The organism is Microcoleus sp. PH2017_35_SFW_U_B, assembly GCF_020737865.1.
Taxonomy (GTDB): domain Bacteria; phylum Cyanobacteriota; class Cyanobacteriia; order Cyanobacteriales; family Microcoleaceae; genus Microcoleus.
In genome coordinates, this window is the sequence record NZ_JAEQDE010000091.1 from 27,473 (window position 1) to 44,456 (window position 16,984).

At 46.0% G+C, this 16,984-nt stretch carries 17 protein-coding genes; 8 read left to right on the forward strand and 9 right to left on the reverse strand.

What is annotated here, in order from left to right:
- Nucleotides 1–23 precede the first annotated feature (23 nt).
- The 3 genes from JGK36_RS24535 to cobJ all read right to left on the reverse strand — a co-directional run bounded on the left by JGK36_RS24535 (nt 24) and on the right by cobJ (nt 2,686).
- Nucleotides 24–446, reverse strand: coding sequence for a hypothetical protein (locus tag JGK36_RS24535; RefSeq protein WP_293185088.1), 423 nt, complete (start codon nt 444–446; stop codon nt 24–26).
- Nucleotides 443–694, reverse strand: coding sequence for a plasmid partition protein ParG (locus tag JGK36_RS24540; RefSeq protein WP_293185086.1), 252 nt, complete (start codon nt 692–694; stop codon nt 443–445). The genes JGK36_RS24535 and JGK36_RS24540 overlap by 4 nt, the downstream gene beginning before the upstream one ends.
- Nucleotides 695–871: 177 nt before the next feature.
- A complete protein-coding gene (cobJ, locus tag JGK36_RS24545) occupies nt 872–2,686 on the reverse strand; it encodes a precorrin-3B C(17)-methyltransferase (protein ID WP_293193091.1) in 1,815 nt (604 codons plus the stop codon).
- Between the two features lie 882 nt (nt 2,687–3,568).
- Here cobJ and JGK36_RS24550 point away from each other — a divergent pair.
- The 6 genes from JGK36_RS24550 to JGK36_RS24575 all read left to right on the forward strand — a co-directional run bounded on the left by JGK36_RS24550 (nt 3,569) and on the right by JGK36_RS24575 (nt 10,383).
- Nucleotides 3,569–5,362 carry an N-acetylmuramoyl-L-alanine amidase gene (locus JGK36_RS24550; protein WP_293198295.1) on the forward strand — a complete coding sequence of 598 codons (1,794 nt, stop codon included), beginning with the start codon at nt 3,569–3,571 and terminating at the stop codon, nt 5,360–5,362.
- 49 nt (nt 5,363–5,411) lie between these two features.
- A complete protein-coding gene (locus tag JGK36_RS24555; RefSeq protein ID WP_293185081.1) occupies nt 5,412–5,807 on the forward strand; it encodes an SH3 domain-containing protein in 396 nt (131 codons plus the stop codon).
- A 452-nt stretch (nt 5,808–6,259) separates the two neighbouring features.
- Nucleotides 6,260–7,294: a cobalamin biosynthesis protein CobW gene (gene cobW, locus JGK36_RS24560; protein ID WP_293198293.1), complete on the forward strand. Its 1,035-nt coding sequence runs from the start codon at nt 6,260–6,262 to the stop codon at nt 7,292–7,294.
- 216 nt (nt 7,295–7,510) lie between these two features.
- On the forward strand, nt 7,511–8,482 hold the full coding sequence (locus JGK36_RS24565; protein ID WP_293198291.1) for a GTP-binding protein: 972 nt from the start codon (nt 7,511–7,513) through the stop codon (nt 8,480–8,482).
- The gene (locus JGK36_RS24570) at nt 8,470–9,576 is read left to right on the forward strand and encodes a WD40 repeat domain-containing protein (RefSeq protein ID WP_293185075.1); all 1,107 of its coding nucleotides are present in this window, start codon (nt 8,470–8,472) and stop codon (nt 9,574–9,576) included. The genes JGK36_RS24565 and JGK36_RS24570 overlap by 13 nt, the downstream gene beginning before the upstream one ends.
- 126 nt (nt 9,577–9,702) lie before the next feature.
- Entirely contained in the window at nt 9,703–10,383 is a 681-nt protein-coding gene (locus JGK36_RS24575) for a CADD family putative folate metabolism protein (protein ID WP_293198288.1), read from the forward strand.
- 138 nt (nt 10,384–10,521) lie between these two features.
- On the opposite strand, the gene JGK36_RS24580 is transcribed toward JGK36_RS24575, so the two are convergent.
- Nucleotides 10,522–11,361: a metal ABC transporter permease gene (locus tag JGK36_RS24580; RefSeq protein WP_293198285.1), complete on the reverse strand. Its 840-nt coding sequence runs from the start codon at nt 11,359–11,361 to the stop codon at nt 10,522–10,524.
- 133 nt (nt 11,362–11,494) lie between these two features.
- The gene (locus JGK36_RS24585; RefSeq protein WP_293193084.1) at nt 11,495–12,214 is read right to left on the reverse strand and encodes a metal ABC transporter ATP-binding protein; all 720 of its coding nucleotides are present in this window, start codon (nt 12,212–12,214) and stop codon (nt 11,495–11,497) included.
- Nucleotides 12,215–12,302: 88 nt separating this feature from the next.
- Between JGK36_RS24585 and JGK36_RS24590 the strand changes: the two genes are divergently transcribed.
- Nucleotides 12,303–13,373 carry a zinc ABC transporter substrate-binding protein gene (locus JGK36_RS24590; protein ID WP_293198284.1) on the forward strand — a complete coding sequence of 357 codons (1,071 nt, stop codon included), beginning with the start codon at nt 12,303–12,305 and terminating at the stop codon, nt 13,371–13,373.
- 174 nt (nt 13,374–13,547) lie between these two features.
- Here JGK36_RS24590 and JGK36_RS24595 read toward each other — a convergent pair whose 3' ends face one another.
- Nucleotides 13,548–13,808 carry a hypothetical protein gene (locus JGK36_RS24595; protein WP_293185068.1) on the reverse strand — a complete coding sequence of 87 codons (261 nt, stop codon included), beginning with the start codon at nt 13,806–13,808 and terminating at the stop codon, nt 13,548–13,550.
- 276 nt (nt 13,809–14,084) lie between these two features.
- A complete protein-coding gene (locus JGK36_RS24600; RefSeq protein WP_293185067.1) occupies nt 14,085–14,252 on the reverse strand; it encodes a metallothionein in 168 nt (55 codons plus the stop codon).
- A gap of 142 nt (nt 14,253–14,394) precedes the next feature.
- Here JGK36_RS24600 and JGK36_RS24605 point away from each other — a divergent pair, with 142 nt between their 5' ends.
- Nucleotides 14,395–14,805 carry a helix-turn-helix transcriptional regulator gene (locus tag JGK36_RS24605; protein ID WP_293185119.1) on the forward strand — a complete coding sequence of 137 codons (411 nt, stop codon included), beginning with the start codon at nt 14,395–14,397 and terminating at the stop codon, nt 14,803–14,805.
- Between the two features lie 207 nt (nt 14,806–15,012).
- Here the strand turns inward: JGK36_RS24605 and JGK36_RS24610 are convergent, their stop codons facing one another.
- The gene (locus JGK36_RS24610; protein ID WP_293146624.1) at nt 15,013–15,213 is read right to left on the reverse strand and encodes a heavy-metal-associated domain-containing protein; all 201 of its coding nucleotides are present in this window, start codon (nt 15,211–15,213) and stop codon (nt 15,013–15,015) included.
- Nucleotides 15,214–15,504: 291 nt separating this feature from the next.
- The gene (gene aroF, locus JGK36_RS24615) at nt 15,505–16,356 is read right to left on the reverse strand and encodes a 3-deoxy-7-phosphoheptulonate synthase (protein ID WP_293198282.1); all 852 of its coding nucleotides are present in this window, start codon (nt 16,354–16,356) and stop codon (nt 15,505–15,507) included.
- Nucleotides 16,357–16,984: the final 628 nt, after the last annotated feature.

Consider the following 16,984-nt stretch of genomic DNA (forward strand, 5'->3'; position numbering starts at 1 on the left):
CATCTACCTGAGAAAAGCGATATCTAACTGCCTCCGTTGCCGCGACTACGCAACTGATCTAATAGATACTGCCAGATTTGCTCAATTCTTTCTTCAATTTGTTCTATCCGGCGTTCCACAGCCATAAAGTTAGCTTTGAATTCAGCAACGTCGATGGCAAAAATTTCTGATATTTTGGTAACAGCAGAAGTTAGGGCGTCGGTTCTTTCTGTTAACAAGTTAATTTTTCCTGTTAACAGGCTGATTTGCTGCTGGGATTCCTGCTGTTGTACGGCTATCTGATTAATGCGATCGGTTAACTGCTGTTGCGATTCCGCTAACTGCTGTTGCGACTCCGCTAACTGCTGTTGCGATGCGCCAAACTGGTTAATGCGATCGGCAAACTGTTGTTGCGATCGCGCGGTTTGTTCAAGAATAGCCTCAATTCGGTCTAGGCGATCGGTCATTTGCTTATTTCCTCAGTTTTTGCTGCTTTACTCCGCTTGGGCTTTGACTTTGGCGAGGTTTCGTTTTTAGATGGGCTCTTATTGCTGATTTCTGGGGTGTTTTCTGCAAGCCAGTTTTCTACGAGTTCCAATAAAACCTGGTTCATAGAAGCATTTTGGTAAGCACAAACCCATCGAAAGCGCGATCGCAAATCGTCATCGCAGTAAAAGCAGAGCTTGACTGGCTTATCTTTATCGGTATCGTTCATAACCTGTACTGGTGTCACTGTTTCTAGAGTGACACTAATGCCAGCTTTGTTCTATAGCAATTTTAGCTATTTAGTGACTTAGTGTTAATAGCGCTATAGCGTCAATATGCCAGATTCTTTAGTCCGCGGAGGCGGACATCGTTTGTATAGCAGCGGTTTCAACCGCCGAGTTTTTTCTTATTTCTCGTACCTGCGCGGTGTGTAAACCCAAATATCTCCAAATTTCCGAGGAATAATCCGAGTTTGACTCGAACCGACAATTACTAAAGTTCTCATATCCGCGTCTTCCGGCTGGAATTCGCCAAGAGTACAAACGCGCACCGATTGGCCCGATCGCCCGAGGTTTCGCCCCAATACAACCGGGGTTTTCGCATCGCGAGTTTCTAACAAAATCTCGATCGCCCTTTTTAATTGCCAAACCCGCTGTTTCGAGATTGGATTGTAGAATGCCATAACTAAATCCGCAGCAGCAGCCGCCGAAATCCGCTGTTCTATGACCTCCCAAGGCTTGAGAATATCCGAAAGCGAAATCACACAAAAATCGTGCCCGAGAGGTGCTCCGATCGCAGCAGCGGCCGCCTGCATGGCAGAAATCCCCGGTGCTACCCGAATGTCGATGCCTTCCCATTCGGGTTTAGCGTCAAAGTCGATCGCCTCAAACACCGCCGCAGCCATCGCAAAAATCCCCGGATCTCCCGACGAAACCACGGCGACGGATTTGCCGGATGCTGCTAAATCTAAGGCAAAACGCGCGCGATCGATCTCTTCCCGGTTGTCGGAATCGTGCCTGTTTTGTCCTTCCCGCAGAGTTCCGGCTAAGTCGAGATAGAACTTGTAACCCACCCAATCCGTGGCTTCCCGCAGAATTTCCTTAACTTCCGGGGACATCCAAGGTGCGCCTCCGGGGCCCGTACCGACGATCGCCAGTTTGCCGCGACTAACGCCGATCGCACTTGGATCGATCGGTTCGGTAGCAAGTGCGATCGCGCAACTAAAGGCGTTTGTGCGATCGTATGCGATTAACTGACTGTTTGCACCCGCTGCTGTCAGGCTAATTTGGGCGGCGGTGACATCAAAACTGGAATTATATTGTATTAATTTAACTGTGTCGAATTCCACAAGTTCGGGAAGATTCAAAAAACGGACTGGCACTTTAAAAAATTGGCTAATTGCTTCTAAAGTCGGATTTCCCATATCATGTTTTAAGGCAAAAAATCCGGCAACCGAGGCTGCTGCTAAATCTGCGTTTTCTAAGATTTGCTGCACGTAGGAAATTGCTATTTCCGGCTCAACATAGGATAGATTTGTAAGTGCAAATGCTGCAATTTGCGGGTGGTAAACTAAACAGTCGGGCGTCGGTACAATGGCTTTTTCGGTGACGCGGATGGTTAATTTGGCTTCGGGGGCGATCCTCTCCGTTGGCGTAGCCCCCGTAGGGGCGGGCTGCGCTAACGGCAAATTGCTCTCGGAAAGCCAGTTAGCAGCCCCTTCTAGCTGTACTTTCGCCCCAGCGAGCAAATTTGAAATAAAAGTCTTCGCGTCCTCTGGATTCGCCAAATAATAGCCTTGGGGAGGACTCAGCAGCGCCGTGCGAAACCGGATATCTCCCGTCGTCGTGATGGCGGGTTGTACGCCGAGGGCTGCGGCAATTTCTCTGGCCAAGTCGTTGACTCCGTGCAAACCTCCTAGCAGCGGTACAACGGCGCTTCCGTCTTCGGCGACGGCTAAGACTGGGGGTTCGGCGCGTTTGTCTGACAGCAGCGGGGCGAGGGTGCGGATGATGATTCCGGCGGCGCAGATGGCGATGATTGGGGTTTCTGTGGCGAATAGTTCTCGCAAGGTTTCGCCGAAGTTGCTAAAGTTGATATCTGTGTCGGATGTGCGATCGACTAAACCGTAAATCTGGGAACCTGGGAAGACTTTGGAGATTGTTTTGGCGATCGCTAGGCTGTTTTGACCTAGGATAATTATTGCGGGCGGAAGTCGATTCACGGTTTTATATATGGCTGTGTTTGGATTGGTTTGATTATTTTAATCTGTTGTTACTGAAATAAAACATATTTGACGAACCGCGAAGGCGCGTTAGGCGAAGCCGCGCGTAAGCGCTAGGGCGCGAAGGATGAGTAAGAAAAGAAGAAAGATATAGAAGAAGTTTATTTTTTTTTCTTCTCTATCAGTGTCACCGAATAGCAAGGGTTTGAAGCCCCAGCATGAAGGCAGATTGTGATAAGAACGGAGTTTAAATCTCCGCTTTTATCACTTCGCTGTCAACTGTCAACTGTCAACTGTCAACTGTTTAAAGGCATCTTGCCTGTGAATTTCTGAGATTAGTTGATTTTACCAACTTTGCCTTTAATATCCAGTTTATTGTTCTGTAAATTATTTAATTTGCGATCGTAAGTTGCGACAGTTATGGGAGTTGTATAGCGGATCTAGCGAAAGATTAGCGAACGTTGTTGGTAAGAGGACTCTATACGTTTAAGCGGTTATATAAGCTGTCAGTCATACCTCATCTTTTTGAGAAAGGCTATATGAATGAACTGATGAGAAGATTGAAGGGGTGGTTGTGTAGTTTCTTGATTGATGTTTCTCAGGTGCGATCGCCCAATTGCACCTACAAACCTGATAAACTGGGGCCTGTATAGTAAATAGGACTTATATCATGTCCGGTCAATTAACCAAAATAAGTAAGGTTCGGTTCGTAGTGCGGACTAAAGTCCGCTTTCTGGCTGCGGACTAAAGTCCGCACTACAAACCTTTTTTGTGATAGTCATTGACTGGATATGATATTACACCTAACCCTCATCAACCGGGTTTCTTAGCCGAAGTTCGAGTATAAATAACCAACCGAGTCTCAATTAGTTGCGTTTTAGAATGAGAAAATTTTTAGCATTAGTTGTGTTTGGGATGATACTTGCCCTCTCTTCTGTAGCTGTGGCCGCTCAACCTTTGTCCGTCGCTTATCCTCCCGCCAACCACAAAACGATCGCCGATCGCATTTTTCTGATCGGTACAGCCCCGCCAACCGGACAAGTATCGGTAAATGGCCAGCAAATTGCGCGCACCGCCGCCGGCCATTTCGCCCCGACTTTTCCCCTGCAAATCGGCGAAAATGTCTTTAGCTTGCGTTACCAAAATCAGCAAGTTCTTCTTAAGGTGACGCGCGAGTCTAATCAGCCACAAGTCCCCGCAGGCTTGGCTTTTGCAAAAGATTCCCTGACGCCGAAAGTCGATGTAGCCAGTTTACCGGGGGAATATATCTGCTTCGGCGCGATCGCTCCGGCGAATGCGCGAGTTGCGGTAAAATTGGCTGGCGTTGATATTCCTCTCAAAGCGCGATCGCAAGTCGAACTCCCCGACAACAAATCTGTCTTGTTAGGCGAAAACTCCCCCATTAAAAAAGGCAGTAGCGAACAGTATCAAGGCTGCGCTAAAACCCCGGAAAATTCCGGTGAATCTAAGGCAGAAAAAATAGATTTGGGAGTGCCAATATTTTATCTAACAATGAACGATAAAATCATCACTCAACCAGGTACTGGCAAGATTTCTATCCTCTCTCCAGCCGAGTTGGAAGTAGCAGAAGTCACAGCAGATCCGGGTGTTGCTAGAACCGGGGCGAGTACGGATTTTTCTCGGATGACACCGCTGCCGAAGGGAACTCGCGCCACAGTTATCGGGCGCGAGGGAGAATGGATTCGGCTCGATTACGGCGCTTGGATTAAAGCATCTGAGGTGCGAATTGTCAAGGATGCGGTGCCTGCGCGATCGATTATTCGCAGCGCCAGATCCCGTCAAGTTTCCGGCTGGACAGAGGTCTTATTCCCTTTAGAAATACCAGTCCCAGTCACGGTACAAGAAGGTGAACGCACGTTCACTTTAACTCTGTACAATACCACCGCTCAAACTGACATTATTCGCCTCGACGATGACCCGGTAATTTCGCGTTTGGCATGGCAACAAATCTCGCCACAACAAGTACAATATACTTTCAATCTCAAATCTGCCCAGCAGTGGGGATATAAATTGAGATACGAAGGCACAACTTTAGTGCTGTCTTTAAAACACCCGCCAGCCAATACAAGCGGGGTGCCGATTTCATCAGAAAAACCGCTGTCAGGAATTAAGATTCTGATCGATCCGGGACACGGCGGCCCGCAGGATTCCGGGGGGGTTGGCCCTACAGGCTACCGCGAGAAAACAGTAGCTTTAATTGTGTCGAAATTGGTGCGGGAGGAATTGGTAAATCGGGGCGCAAATGTGGTAATGACGCGGGTGGAAGATGTCGATTTGGATTTGCCGCCGAGGGTGGAAATGATTCAAAAAGAAGAACCTGCGATCGCAATTTCGATACACTACAATGCTTTGCCAGATAACGGCGACGCGATAAATACCAAAGGTGTCGGGGCTTTCTGGTTTCACCCGCAAGCGCACAGTTTGGGAATGTTTTTGCACAATTATTTAGTTGCAAAACTGAACCGTCCGAGCTATGGTATATTCTGGAACAATCTAGCGATGACTCGTCCTGCCGTTGCTCCATCTGTTTTAATGGAATTGGGATTTATGATCAATCCCGAAGAGTTTGAATGGATTGTGAATCCGACAGAACAGCAGAAGTTAGCTTCTGCCATTGCCCAAGGCATTACCGAATGGTTTGCTTCGGTAAAATAACATTTCGCAGTAAGGACTTCAGTCCTTCCAACCCAAGGAGATTAAATAAATGTTGAGTTTGAGTCAATCAAAAGCCTTTTTCATTGCAGCCGCCTTTGCAAGTTTTAGTTTTTCACTTTACAGCTTTCCAGTTTTCGGGAAAGAGCAAAGTCTTTCGCCGGAAAAAGTAGAAGCTTTAAAAAAGCAAACTCAATGCTCGTTTATTACAGGTGAAGGCGGCCCGGTTAACATTCGCAAAGGCCCCGGCAATAAGTACCCAGTTGTAGCTAAACTCAAAAGAGGAGACGGAGTTCGGGCTGTTAGCAGACAAGGTAGTTGGGTGAAAATTGCGGCCCGAACTTCTGGGAATGCTCCTAATGAAACTTTTACAATCCTTGACGGTTGGGTGAACAATAAATTTATCAATGGTTGTTCCGAAGACCAATTTGATAGATGGCGGAAATAGATTCGGTACTCTAAGGAATGAAAATTAAATAACTTACACGCTCGATGATTGTTGTGGGATGGGCGTCCCGCCCGTCCTTTCTGCACGGGCGGGACGCCCATCCCACAAATTTGCTTAAGTTATTTAGCTCTTTGCGCTCTAGGTCAAAGAGCGCTGAAGCGCAACTACGTACCCTTATCAATCTGAAGACCAATTTGATACATGGCGCAAATAGATTCAGTCTTCGATAAAAGTTTCACAATACTTCTGAGGTATGTAGTTGCGCTTCAGCGCTCTAGGTCAAAGAGCGCTGAAGCGCAACTACGTACCCTTATTTAATAAGCCTCGTACAAATATTTTTATGATACAATAAAGAGGTTTGCTAAGAGTTGATTGAATCCTAACTCCAACTTATTTTCACTCTTGTCTTTCTATAAAGTGTCATACTCTAAAAACTCAATTGGTAATTAATAATGCACAAGATTCCTGTTACAGTGATCACTGGTTTTCTCGGTAGCGGCAAAACCACCCTAATTCGCCATTTATTGCAAAACAATCAAGGCCGCCGCATTGCTGTTTTAGTTAACGAATTTGGCGAAATCGGAATAGATGGAGAATTGCTGCGCGATTGCCAAGTTTGCGATGAAGAAGAAACTGTCACCAGCAATATTGTCGAATTAACTAATGGTTGTCTTTGCTGCACTGTGCAAGAGGAATTCTTGCCGACTATGCAGGAATTGTTGAAGCGCAAAGACCAAATTGATTGTATCTTAATCGAGACTTCGGGCCTCGCACTTCCTAAGCCTTTGATTCAAGCTTTTCGCTGGCCGGAAATTCGCACGGGCGCTACAGTTGACGGTGTGGTTGCGGTTGTTGATTGCGAGGCTGTGGCTAGCGGTACTTTTGTTGGCGATATCGATGCTTTGATGGCGCAGCGAGAGGCTGATTCGAGTTTGGATCACGAAACGCCGATCGAGGAATTGTTTGAAGATCAGTTGGCCTGTGCCGATATGGTACTGTTGACGAAGGTCGATCGCGTAAATTCAGAAACTCACCAGAAAGTCCAAACCTGGTTGCAGCAAGAGTTACGCCCGAGTGTGAAAATTGTGCCTTGCAAGGCTGGCGAAATTAACCCGGATGTGCTGTTGGGATTTAATGCGGCGGTTGAGGATGATTTGGAGTCCCGCCCGAGTCACCACGACACGGAAGAGGAACACGAGCACGATGATGATATTAACTCGACTTTCTTTATTGCCGATCGCGAATTTGAACCAGAAGCTTTGGTGAAAAAGCTGCAAGCCTTGATGCAGCAGGAAGAAATTTATCGGATTAAGGGGTTTGTGGCGGTTCCCAAGAAACCGATGCGGATGGTGTTGCAAGGTGTTGGCGATCGCATAGAATGTTTTTACGATCGCCCTTGGCAACCTTCGGAACTCCGTCAAACCAAGCTGGTGCTGATCGGCAAAGAGTTGGAGCGCGATCGAATTGCAGCTATGATTGGTAATTAATTGTCTGGAGTCATCGGTCATACCTACAAAGGTTCGTAGTGAGGAATGCAAGTCCTTCTTCTATGGATGCGGACTTGCATTCCTCACTACCACCTGCACAATCCGACAGGCTCTGGCGAACAATTTATTAACATTATTTAATATTGTTGCTGCTGCCAACAAGTGTAGGCTAAACTAGCGACAATGGTTATCATTCTACAAAACTAGAGGTAAAATATGGTTACTGCTGGAGCGATCGAATCAGTTCCCGTGACCGTTCTCACAGGCTATCTGGGTGCAGGTAAAACTACGCTACTCAACCACATTTTAACACAGGAACACGGCAAAAAAGTTGCAGTCATCGTCAACGAATTCGGCGAAGTAGGCATCGACAACCAACTCATCATTGATGCCGACGAAGAAATTTTTGAGATGAACAACGGCTGCATTTGCTGTACAGTCCGAGGCGACTTAATTCGGATTATCGGCAACTTGATGAAGCGGCGCCAAAAATTTGACCACATAGTCATCGAAACCACAGGTTTAGCCGACCCCGCACCCGTAATTCAGACATTCTTTGTAGACGAAGATATGCGGGATCAACTGCTGCTAGATGCAGTAGTCACTGTCGTTGATGCCAAGCACGTATGGCAACATTGGGATGCCGAAGAAGTTCAAGAACAAATTGCCTTTGCTGACGTGGTTTTGCTGAACAAGACCGATTTAGTAAGTGCGGAAGAATTGGCAGAATTAGAAAAAAGAATTCGCGCCATGAATGCAATAGCAAAAATCCACCGCACTCATAACGCAGAACTAGAAATTGATGCCTTGTTGGGCGTCCAAGCATTTGATTTGAACCGGGCATTAGAAATCGAACCCGACTTTTTGGGCGTACACGTTCACGAACATGATGCAACAGTAAAATCAATGGCAATAGTAGAATCTGGTGCTGTTGATGGCGACAAATTTAGTGATTGGATTGGCGAATTATTGCGAACTCAAGGCACAGATATCTTTCGGACAAAAGGCATTTTAAATGTATCTGGACAAGAAAAGCGCTTTGTTTTTCAAGGAGTACATATGCTGTTCGATGGCAGACCGGATCGAGCTTGGAAAGATAGCGAAACTCCGAAAAATGAACTCGTATTCATTGGCAGGAACTTAAATGAAACTCAATTGCGAGAGGATTTCCGTCGGTGTCTAGTGTAAAAGAAACGGGTAAAAAAAAGAGCAGCCACGGTGAGCTAATTCTGCAATTTCACGCTCAAGAAATGCTATCTGATTACGTAACTGCTGTTACTTGGTCGCCGGATGGTAAAACTTTAGCAGTTTGTTCTGCTGCGGGCGAAGTGATGTTGGCGACAGTAGGGGCAGTTAACAAATTGTCCTTACAACCGCTGCAAAGTGCCACAGGAAAATCGGCAGATTGTTTGTCTTTTTCGGCAGACAGTCAATTCCTAGCTGCGGGCGGACAAGATGGACGAGTGCGAATTTGGCGCGTTAATTCTGGGGAATTAATTGCTGATTTGGATAACAAGCGCGTCTGGGTTGATAAGTTAGCTTGGAGTCCCCACTGCAATCATTTAGCTTTTAGTATGGGCCGCTGCGTTCAAATCTGGAATGCTGATGATAATGTTGTGGAAGTAACGCTGAATTTCGACTCGTCATCTATTCTAGATTTAGCATGGCATCCGATTGTTCAATACCTGGCAGTTAGCGGCTATCAAGGTGTTAAAGTTTGGAGTGGCGATGACTGGGACGAAGACCCAGAATTTTTATCAGTACCGTCTGCAACAGGTGCAATTGCTTGGTCGCCGCAAGGGCAATATTTAGCTTGTGGCAATATGGACAATACTCTAATTGTTAGTGAATGGGGTAATTTGGAACCGTGGGTAATGCAGGGTTTTCCGGGGAAGGTTCGGGAGTTGGCTTGGTCGGATCAAACTAATTCTTTGGGTGCACCTTTGTTGGCTGCTTCGAGTTCTCAAGGTGTTTCTGTTTGGGACAGAGATGCTGATGAAAGTGTCGGTTGGGAAGGTTGGGCCCTAGAGGTGCATGAAAATGTCGTAAGTGCGATCGCCTTTCAACCTAACACATTTTTATTAGCTTCTGCATCCGCAGACGGTCAAGTTTGTTTGTGGTATGAAGCAGCACAATTGCTGCAAGTTCTAGAAGGTGCACAGGGCGGTTTTTCGTGTCTCGCATGGCATCCTGACGGTCAATTTCTGGCGGCTGGCGGGAATGGCGGCGAATTGGTGGTTTGGTCAAAGTCTATGCGCGGCCACGGGTTCGGGCGGCGCTAAGTTGGCATAACGGGCGATCGCGCCATTGTTGCAAAAACATAAACAATTGAAAACTTGGTATTGACAAAATCCCAAATTACCATAACATTTTAGTGGCTGCACAATCCTTAAGGGCGATCGACAATTATGACTCAACAGCAATTTCTCGAACAACTCAACAGCATCCTCGACCAAAACCACCTGCTGAAACATCCGTTCTACCAAATGTGGAACGAAGGTAAACTCGACATCGCAATGCTGCAAGAGTACGCACAAGAATACTACCTGCAAGTTCACAACTTCCCCACCTACGTCAGCGCCACCCACGCCGCCTGTGACGACATCAAAATTCGTCAAATGCTCCTCGAAAACCTCATAGAAGAAGAAAGAGGCGCCGCAAATCACCCCGAATTGTGGCTGCGCTTTGCCGAAGGTTTGGGTTTAGATAGAAATGCAGTTCTCGAACGCGAACATTTAGAAAAAACCACCGAATCCGTCCGCATTCTCAAAGACTTAGCGCGCAGCGAATCTCCCGCCAAAGGTTTAGCCGCCCTCTACGCTTACGAAGCACAAATCCCCGAAGTTTCCACAACCAAAATCGCTGGTTTAAAGGAATTTTACGGCATCGATTCACAAGCTGCTTTGTCTTTCTTTCAAGTTCACGAAAAAGCCGACCAGTTCCACTCGGAAGCCACCCGCGAAGCGCTGTTACAAGTTTGTGAAACTGAAGAAGCACAACAAGAAGCGTTGTTAGCCGCCCAGAAAGCAACTTTTGCTCTTAACTTACTGCTTGATGGCGTTTATGAAACCTATTGTCAAGCTAAGTAAGCTTCAGTTGACAGTTGACAGTTGACAGTTGACAGTTGACAGCTTCTTTCTGGTAAAAAAGGCATATTTGTAGGGCGGGTTTAGCTAGTGATTGTGACACTCGCAAACAATCTCAGAACAAAACCCGCCCGCCCTCGCTCATTCTCCTCTCTTTCTTGTCAAAATTCCTTGACTGGGACTGAACAGCAAAGCCATTAAAAATAATCCAAAAACAACTAAGACAATTGCCGCACCAGATGGCATATTAAAATAATAGCTAAGATACATTCCAGTCACACTAGCTGTAATTCCAATAATTGCGCCCAATCCCATCATTAAATGTAACTCTTTTACCAACAAATACGCCGTAATTCCTGGCCCGATTAATAGCGAAATTACTAACAGTGCGCCCACAGTTTGCAAACTAGCCACCACCGTCAGTGTAATCGCCGAAATCATCCCCAAGTAAATCCAGTTTACAGGCAAACCAGACGCCTGTGCTCCTAGCGGGTCGAAGGTATAGAATAGCAGTTCTTTGTAAAAGATTTTAACTGCGACCAAAATAATTACAGTTATCATAAAAGTCTGCTGTACGTCAGACGGTGCAACTGACAATATATTCCCGAACAAAAACCCGTCTAAGTCTAGTTTTGTTGTTCGCAAGACGCTAATTAAGGTGACGCTAATTGCTAAAAATGTAGATAAAATTAATGCCATAACAGCATCTATTTTAATCCGGGATTGCGATTGAATCCATGCCATAATTACGGCGCTGATGATTCCTGATATAAATGCGCCGATGGAAATATTGAAACCTAAAGAAAATGCCACCGGCAGTCCTGCTAATACTGAATGGGCAATCATGTCTACCATCATTCCCATTTGTTGTACAATTAAGTATGAGCCGACAACGGCGCACACAATTCCTAGCAAAATGCCGACGGCGATCGCATTTCGCATGAACTCGAATTTGAGCGGCTCAATTAGTATGTTTAACATTTAATTACTTACCTCAATAATCTTATTGTTTTAACCGCAGATAGAGGCAGATGAACACAGATAAACGCAGATATAAGATAATCATCTGCGTTTATTTGCGTTCATCTGCGGTTAAAAATAAATCTTTTTCCAGTCACGCGGAAACTAAACTTAAATCGTATCCATAGGCTTTTTGAATATTGGCGGCGGTGAGGACTTCCCGGCAGGAACCTGTGGCAATTAACTGCTTGTTGAGCAATAATAAATTATCGTATTGTTTTAAAGTTTCGCCTAAGTCGTGGCTGATTACTAGCAATGTTTTGTTTTCAGCTTTTAGTTCGGCAAAAATATCGAAGATAATCTCTTCTGTGGCTTTGTCGATCGCACTAAAGGGCTCGTCGAAGAAGAATAAGTCGGCTTGTTGGGCGATCGATCTTGCTAAAAATATGCGCTGCTGCTGTCCCCCGGAGAGTTCGCCAATTTGTCGATCGCGCAAATCCCACATTCCCACCCGCAGCAAAGCAGCTTTGACTAATTCTTGCGACTGCTTCGAGGGAGTGCGAAACCAACCAGTCTGGACAGTCCGCGCCATCATCACCGCATTGTGCACCGTAATTGGATAATCCCAGTCAATTTGCGATCGTTGCGGCACGTAAGCCACCCGCGATAACTGTTCCTTCAACAACCGCCCCTGATATTTTACTATCCCCCGACAAGCCGGAATCAATCCCAGCATCGCCTTCACCATCGTGCTTTTCCCCGCGCCGTTGGGCCCGAAGACACCAGTTAACTGTCCCGGATCTAACTGAAAATTCACGCCGTTGAGGGCCGAAATTCCTCGATAATTCACAGCCAAGTCTTGCACTTCTAACATAATTCCAGATTTTGAGAACGATTCTTATTTCTAGCTACTACAATAGGATAACTCTAAAAGTAATAACGATTATCGTTCCAAAGGTGAAATGTTAAAAAACTTGACGGAAAAAAGCAGCAGATTGTGCGGTGTGGCGGTTTTGGCGATCGCCTGCGGACTGGTTGGGTGCACTTCGGGTTCCAAAACCAGCAAGCCGGCGCCGGAGAGTCGCGCCACCACTCAAACTCAAGCCACTCCAGCCACCAATTTGCCAAAAGTGGTAGCTACGACTGGTGTCATCTGCGACATAACTAGAAAAATTGCTGAAAAGTCGATCGACACCACCTGTCTAATCGAACCCGGAGAAGACCCCCACGCCTACCAAACCAAGCCAGAAGACCGCAAAGTCATTGAAACAGCAAATCTAATTTTATACGGCGGCTACAACCACGAACCCAGCATCATTAAATTAATTAAATCCAGCAGTAATTCCGCACCCAAAATCGCCGTACACGAACTCGCCGTTCCCAAACCGTTGATGGGCGAACACGAACACGGGAAAGAGAAAGAACAAGAAAAGTCCCACGCCACCGAAGAAAAAGTCCCCGATCCTCACGTTTGGCACAATCCTAAAAATGGTATCCGCATGGTAGAAACAATTCGCGATGAATTGATCAAAGTTTCCCCAAGCAATGCTCAACTATATACCACAAATGCCACAAAATTAACAGATGATTTAGCCAAAATAGATACTTGGATTAAAGCACAAATAGCGACAATTCCTGCCCAAAAACGCAAATTAGTTACAACTCACGATGCCCTGAGTTACTATGCCAATGCTTACGGATTAGAGATTGCGGGAGTTTTGCAGGGAGTGACAACAGAGGAACAGCCCACAGCCGCCAGAATTGCCGAATTATCATCAGAAATTAAGACAGCAGGAGTTCCGACAATTTTTGTAGAAACCACGACTAATCCGAAATTAATGCAGACTGTAGCGAGGGAAGCAAATGTCAAAATTTCCGACAAAGAACTTTACAGCGACGAGTTAGGCGGTTCCGGCACCGGTGCTGATACCTATGAAGGAATGCTAAAAACCAATACTTGTGCAATTACCTCCGGCCTCGGCGGCAATTGTACTCGGTTTGCAGGAGAAGTAGCACCAACTTCTAAACCATAGAAAAGTCGGCGGTTGAAACCGCGTCTAGACAAACAAAAACCGCCTCCGCGGTTTGAAGACAGTTAAAATTATATTATTTTCTTTACACCGCGGAGGCGGTCGCGCTCGCGAACTCGAAGTGCGGACTTGGTTTTTATAGGTGTGGTTTCAACCGCCGTCTTATCTGCGATGAATTTAAGGCAAATTGCCGTCATCGGTACTGGGGGGTTTTTGTCCAATTCCCAATTGCTTCTTAGACGATTTTAAGTCTTTCCAAAGCGCCTTAATATCTTTATAGGCTTTCTCGGCGCTAATTTTACCCCCTGTTTCCAGAGAGCAAATATAAGTTATTTTCTGAGCAAATTCCTGCAAGTTGGCATTAAACGCCAAGTTTTCAGGCGTGAAATCACCGTAGTAGCGACTGCGAGGATGTAAAAAATCTTCCCGCTCTTTCATTGCCCCCTCCTAATTCAACTTTTGGTTCTGTCTCTGCTATTAATAGTAGTCTTTGCACTTAGTATTGCGACGCTAACTTACTTTGATTGTATTCCCCAGGTAACAATTGTGATTTTTCCCTGTGTACTTAGTCGATTAAACTACTTTTAACCTTTGATTACCCGTATTTTAACCTCAATTTAACCTAAAAACACAAAAATTGGGAAATGCGCTGTTCGCATCTCCCCTTAGATATATTTTTACAGAGGTTCCTTAACCTTTTTGGAATCGGAATATTTATTTGCTGCACTCGCAGCCGATGTGGCCGCAGCCGCTACCGTTGGGGTGTCCGTCAGCGCAAGCAGTCGAACAGTAGGATTTGCCGCTTTTTTCGATCGCTTCAGTGAGGCTGACAACGCACAAACAAGAAGGGCACGCGCATTTCATTTGGGTGACAGTGGTCATTTTAAATTCTCCTGGTGTGTTTCGCTCTATTAATATCTGAACATATATTCAGATATATGTCAAGGAGATGTAAAAGTTTTGTAACAAAAGGTGGGTCGATCGCGCTAATATGAAAATGAGAATTAAAATCAGCCGGGAAAAGATGTCACCGAAGTCTGCTGTTAACGGAGCGATAAGTCAGCCTGACCAAGAAAACGATACACCAACCTGCGGGCGATCGCACGTAGTTGAAAGTTCACGGGTTGGAGACATCCAAACACAAGTGCTGAACACAGCAAAAGCCCAGCGGATGGCAGAGTTTTTCAGTCTTTTGGGAGATGCGAATCGGCTGCGATTACTGTCAGTGTTAGCAAAACAAGAATTGTGCGTGTGCGACTTGGCGGCGGTTTTGAGCATGAGCGAATCGGCTGTATCGCACCAGTTGCGGGCGTTGCGGGCGATACGGTTGGTAAGTTACCGCAAAGTTGGCAGACAAGTTTTTTATAGTTTACTCGATCGGCACGTTTTAGAACTTTACCAAGCAGTCGCCGAACATTTGGACGAAGAATCTTAATTAGTCAGTTGTTGGTTGTCAGTTGTCAGTTGTCAGTTGTCAGTTGTCATTGGGAATTTCTGTATGCGCGGATGCTGTAGGGGCGAGTTCACCAACATCTATGATGCACATCCAGAATATGTGTAAACTCGCCCTCCCCAACCAAAGATTCATGCAAGCGATTATCTGTACATCAGCCCTGACTGCCAACCAGGGGTTATCCTACTATTAGGCTTCTAGAACAGTGTGACCGGAAGCAACCACAGCTTGTTTAATAGACTCTTCCGAGGCTTTAGCTTCCACAGTCACAGTCTTGGCCGCTAAATCCACATCAATCTTAGCTTCCGGTTCCACGGTTTTGATGGCTTCGGTAATTGTGTTTCCGCAGCCGGAACAGACGATCGACGGAACATGAAGTTTGAGTGCCATAATTAAGCGATATCTTGTAGATGACAGGATTGATTCTGCTTTTATTTTAATCAAATTTTGGTTTTTGGGACGGGCTAGAAGCCCATCCCACAAGAAAAAAAATTTGTGGGATGGGCTAGAAGTCTGTTTTTGGGACGGGCTAGAAGCCCATCCCACAAGAAAAAAAAGTTTGTGGGATGGGCTTCTAGCCCGTCCAACTTTTCTTGAAAGAAATATTAAGTCCAATGACTAATGACTAATGACTAATGACCAATAACCAATAACCAATAACCAATGACTAATGACCAATGACTAATGACTAATGACTAATGACTTAACCTCCGGTACCAACCGCCCGACGGCCGCCGCCACAGGCCGCAAACTTGCGACTAAATCAATCATATCCGGCAAAGAAAGAGCTTGCCGCGCGTCAGAAACCGATTTTTCGGGTTGCGGGTGACACTCAACAATTAACCCGTCAGCACCGCAAGCAACCGCTGCTTTTGCTAGAGATGCGACTAATTCTCGCTTGCCGGCGGCGTGAGAAGGATCTACAATTACTGGCAAATGAGTTAACTGTTTTAGCGCTACGACTGTACCTAAATCTAAGACATTGCGGGTGTAATTGTCGAAGCTGCGGATGCCTCTTTCGCACAGAACTACATCGGGATTTCCGTGGCTGAGAATGTATTCGGCGGCCATCACAAATTCTTCAATCGTGGCTGACAAACCGCGTTTTAGTAAGACTGGTTTTCCGGCTTGACCGATCGCCTTTAGTAACTCAAAATTTTGCATATTGCGACTGCCTACTTGCAGCATATCAGCATAGGCGACAACCGGATCGATTTGGGCGATCGACATTACCTCTGTCACCACGGGTAAACCGTAACGCCGGCTGACATCCGCTAAAATTTCCAGTCCCTCAATTCCCATCCCCTGGAAAGCGTAGGGAGAAGTGCGGGGTTTGTAGACTCCCCCCCGCAAAGCCTGTACCGGTGCAACTGAGAGTTTGCTGGCGACTGTCTCCATTTGTTCTGAACTTTCCACGGTACAGGGGCCGCCTACGATTAACAATTCTGTGCCGCCGACTGAGACTGTTTCTGATAGTTTGACAATAGTTTGGTGTTCGGGATGAGATTTGGTTGCGAGTTTGGCTTCTAACATGATGGAATTCTCCTAAAAAATCGAGTGATTGGTTGACAATAAAAAACCCGGAACCTTTAAGGAGTTCCGGGTTGGCGCGAAAAGACAGCACGACAATTTACCCAGAACTCCTGCGGGGCCAAAAATAAAAGCCGTAATACCAGTTACTGAATAATGTCATTGCTGTTTGCGCTTGTGATGATTGGTGGTTGGGAAAAAAGCTAGAAAAAAACAAAACCGCAGGTGTTAGTCTGCGGTTCGCCCGGATGTTCACAGCAATCTGTAAATTCACTCCGGGCGAACTTGGGTATGCCAAAAATAAAAATAGCTGTTGGTTGCGAACATAGGTGAAGCGATGGGATTACTGATTAAATACAAGACTATTCGTTAACCTAGCATAGAGTGGTAGGAATGTCAAGCATTTTTTGCAACAGGTAGGGACACGGCACTGCCGTGTCCCTAATAAAGGTATGTTGTTGCGCTTGAGCGCTCTTTGAGATATATGAGAAAGAGCGCTTTTCGCGGAACTACGTACCTTACGGCTGTGCAATTTAGTCCCAGCCTCCGTCTCGATCGCACAATTGAGCTAATCTCTGATTGGGCGATCGATCGTATTCCCTCAATTACTCGTATTTTGATACATCTCTCA

Bases quoted from the DNA above. Each gene is read 5' to 3' on its own strand.
- JGK36_RS24535 (WP_293185088.1), bottom strand. From the start codon at position 446: ATGACCGATCGCCTAGACCGAATTGAGGCTATTCTTGAACAAACCGCG.
- JGK36_RS24540 (WP_293185086.1), bottom strand. From the start codon at position 694: ATGAACGATACCGATAAAGATAAGCCAGTCAAGCTCTGCTTTTACTGC.
- JGK36_RS24550 (WP_293198295.1), top strand. From the start codon at position 3,569: ATGAGAAAATTTTTAGCATTAGTTGTGTTTGGGATGATACTTGCCCTC.
- JGK36_RS24555 (WP_293185081.1), top strand. From the start codon at position 5,412: ATGTTGAGTTTGAGTCAATCAAAAGCCTTTTTCATTGCAGCCGCCTTT.
- cobW (WP_293198293.1), top strand. From the start codon at position 6,260: ATGCACAAGATTCCTGTTACAGTGATCACTGGTTTTCTCGGTAGCGGC.
- JGK36_RS24565 (WP_293198291.1), top strand. From the start codon at position 7,511: ATGGTTACTGCTGGAGCGATCGAATCAGTTCCCGTGACCGTTCTCACA.
- JGK36_RS24575 (WP_293198288.1), top strand. From the start codon at position 9,703: ATGACTCAACAGCAATTTCTCGAACAACTCAACAGCATCCTCGACCAA.
- JGK36_RS24580 (WP_293198285.1), bottom strand. From the start codon at position 11,361: ATGTTAAACATACTAATTGAGCCGCTCAAATTCGAGTTCATGCGAAAT.
- JGK36_RS24585 (WP_293193084.1), bottom strand. From the start codon at position 12,214: ATGTTAGAAGTGCAAGACTTGGCTGTGAATTATCGAGGAATTTCGGCC.
- JGK36_RS24590 (WP_293198284.1), top strand. From the start codon at position 12,303: ATGTTAAAAAACTTGACGGAAAAAAGCAGCAGATTGTGCGGTGTGGCG.
- JGK36_RS24595 (WP_293185068.1), bottom strand. From the start codon at position 13,808: ATGAAAGAGCGGGAAGATTTTTTACATCCTCGCAGTCGCTACTACGGT.
- JGK36_RS24600 (WP_293185067.1), bottom strand. From the start codon at position 14,252: ATGACCACTGTCACCCAAATGAAATGCGCGTGCCCTTCTTGTTTGTGC.
- JGK36_RS24605 (WP_293185119.1), top strand. From the start codon at position 14,395: ATGTCACCGAAGTCTGCTGTTAACGGAGCGATAAGTCAGCCTGACCAA.
- JGK36_RS24610 (WP_293146624.1), bottom strand. From the start codon at position 15,213: ATGGCACTCAAACTTCATGTTCCGTCGATCGTCTGTTCCGGCTGCGGA.
- aroF (WP_293198282.1), bottom strand. From the start codon at position 16,356: ATGTTAGAAGCCAAACTCGCAACCAAATCTCATCCCGAACACCAAACT.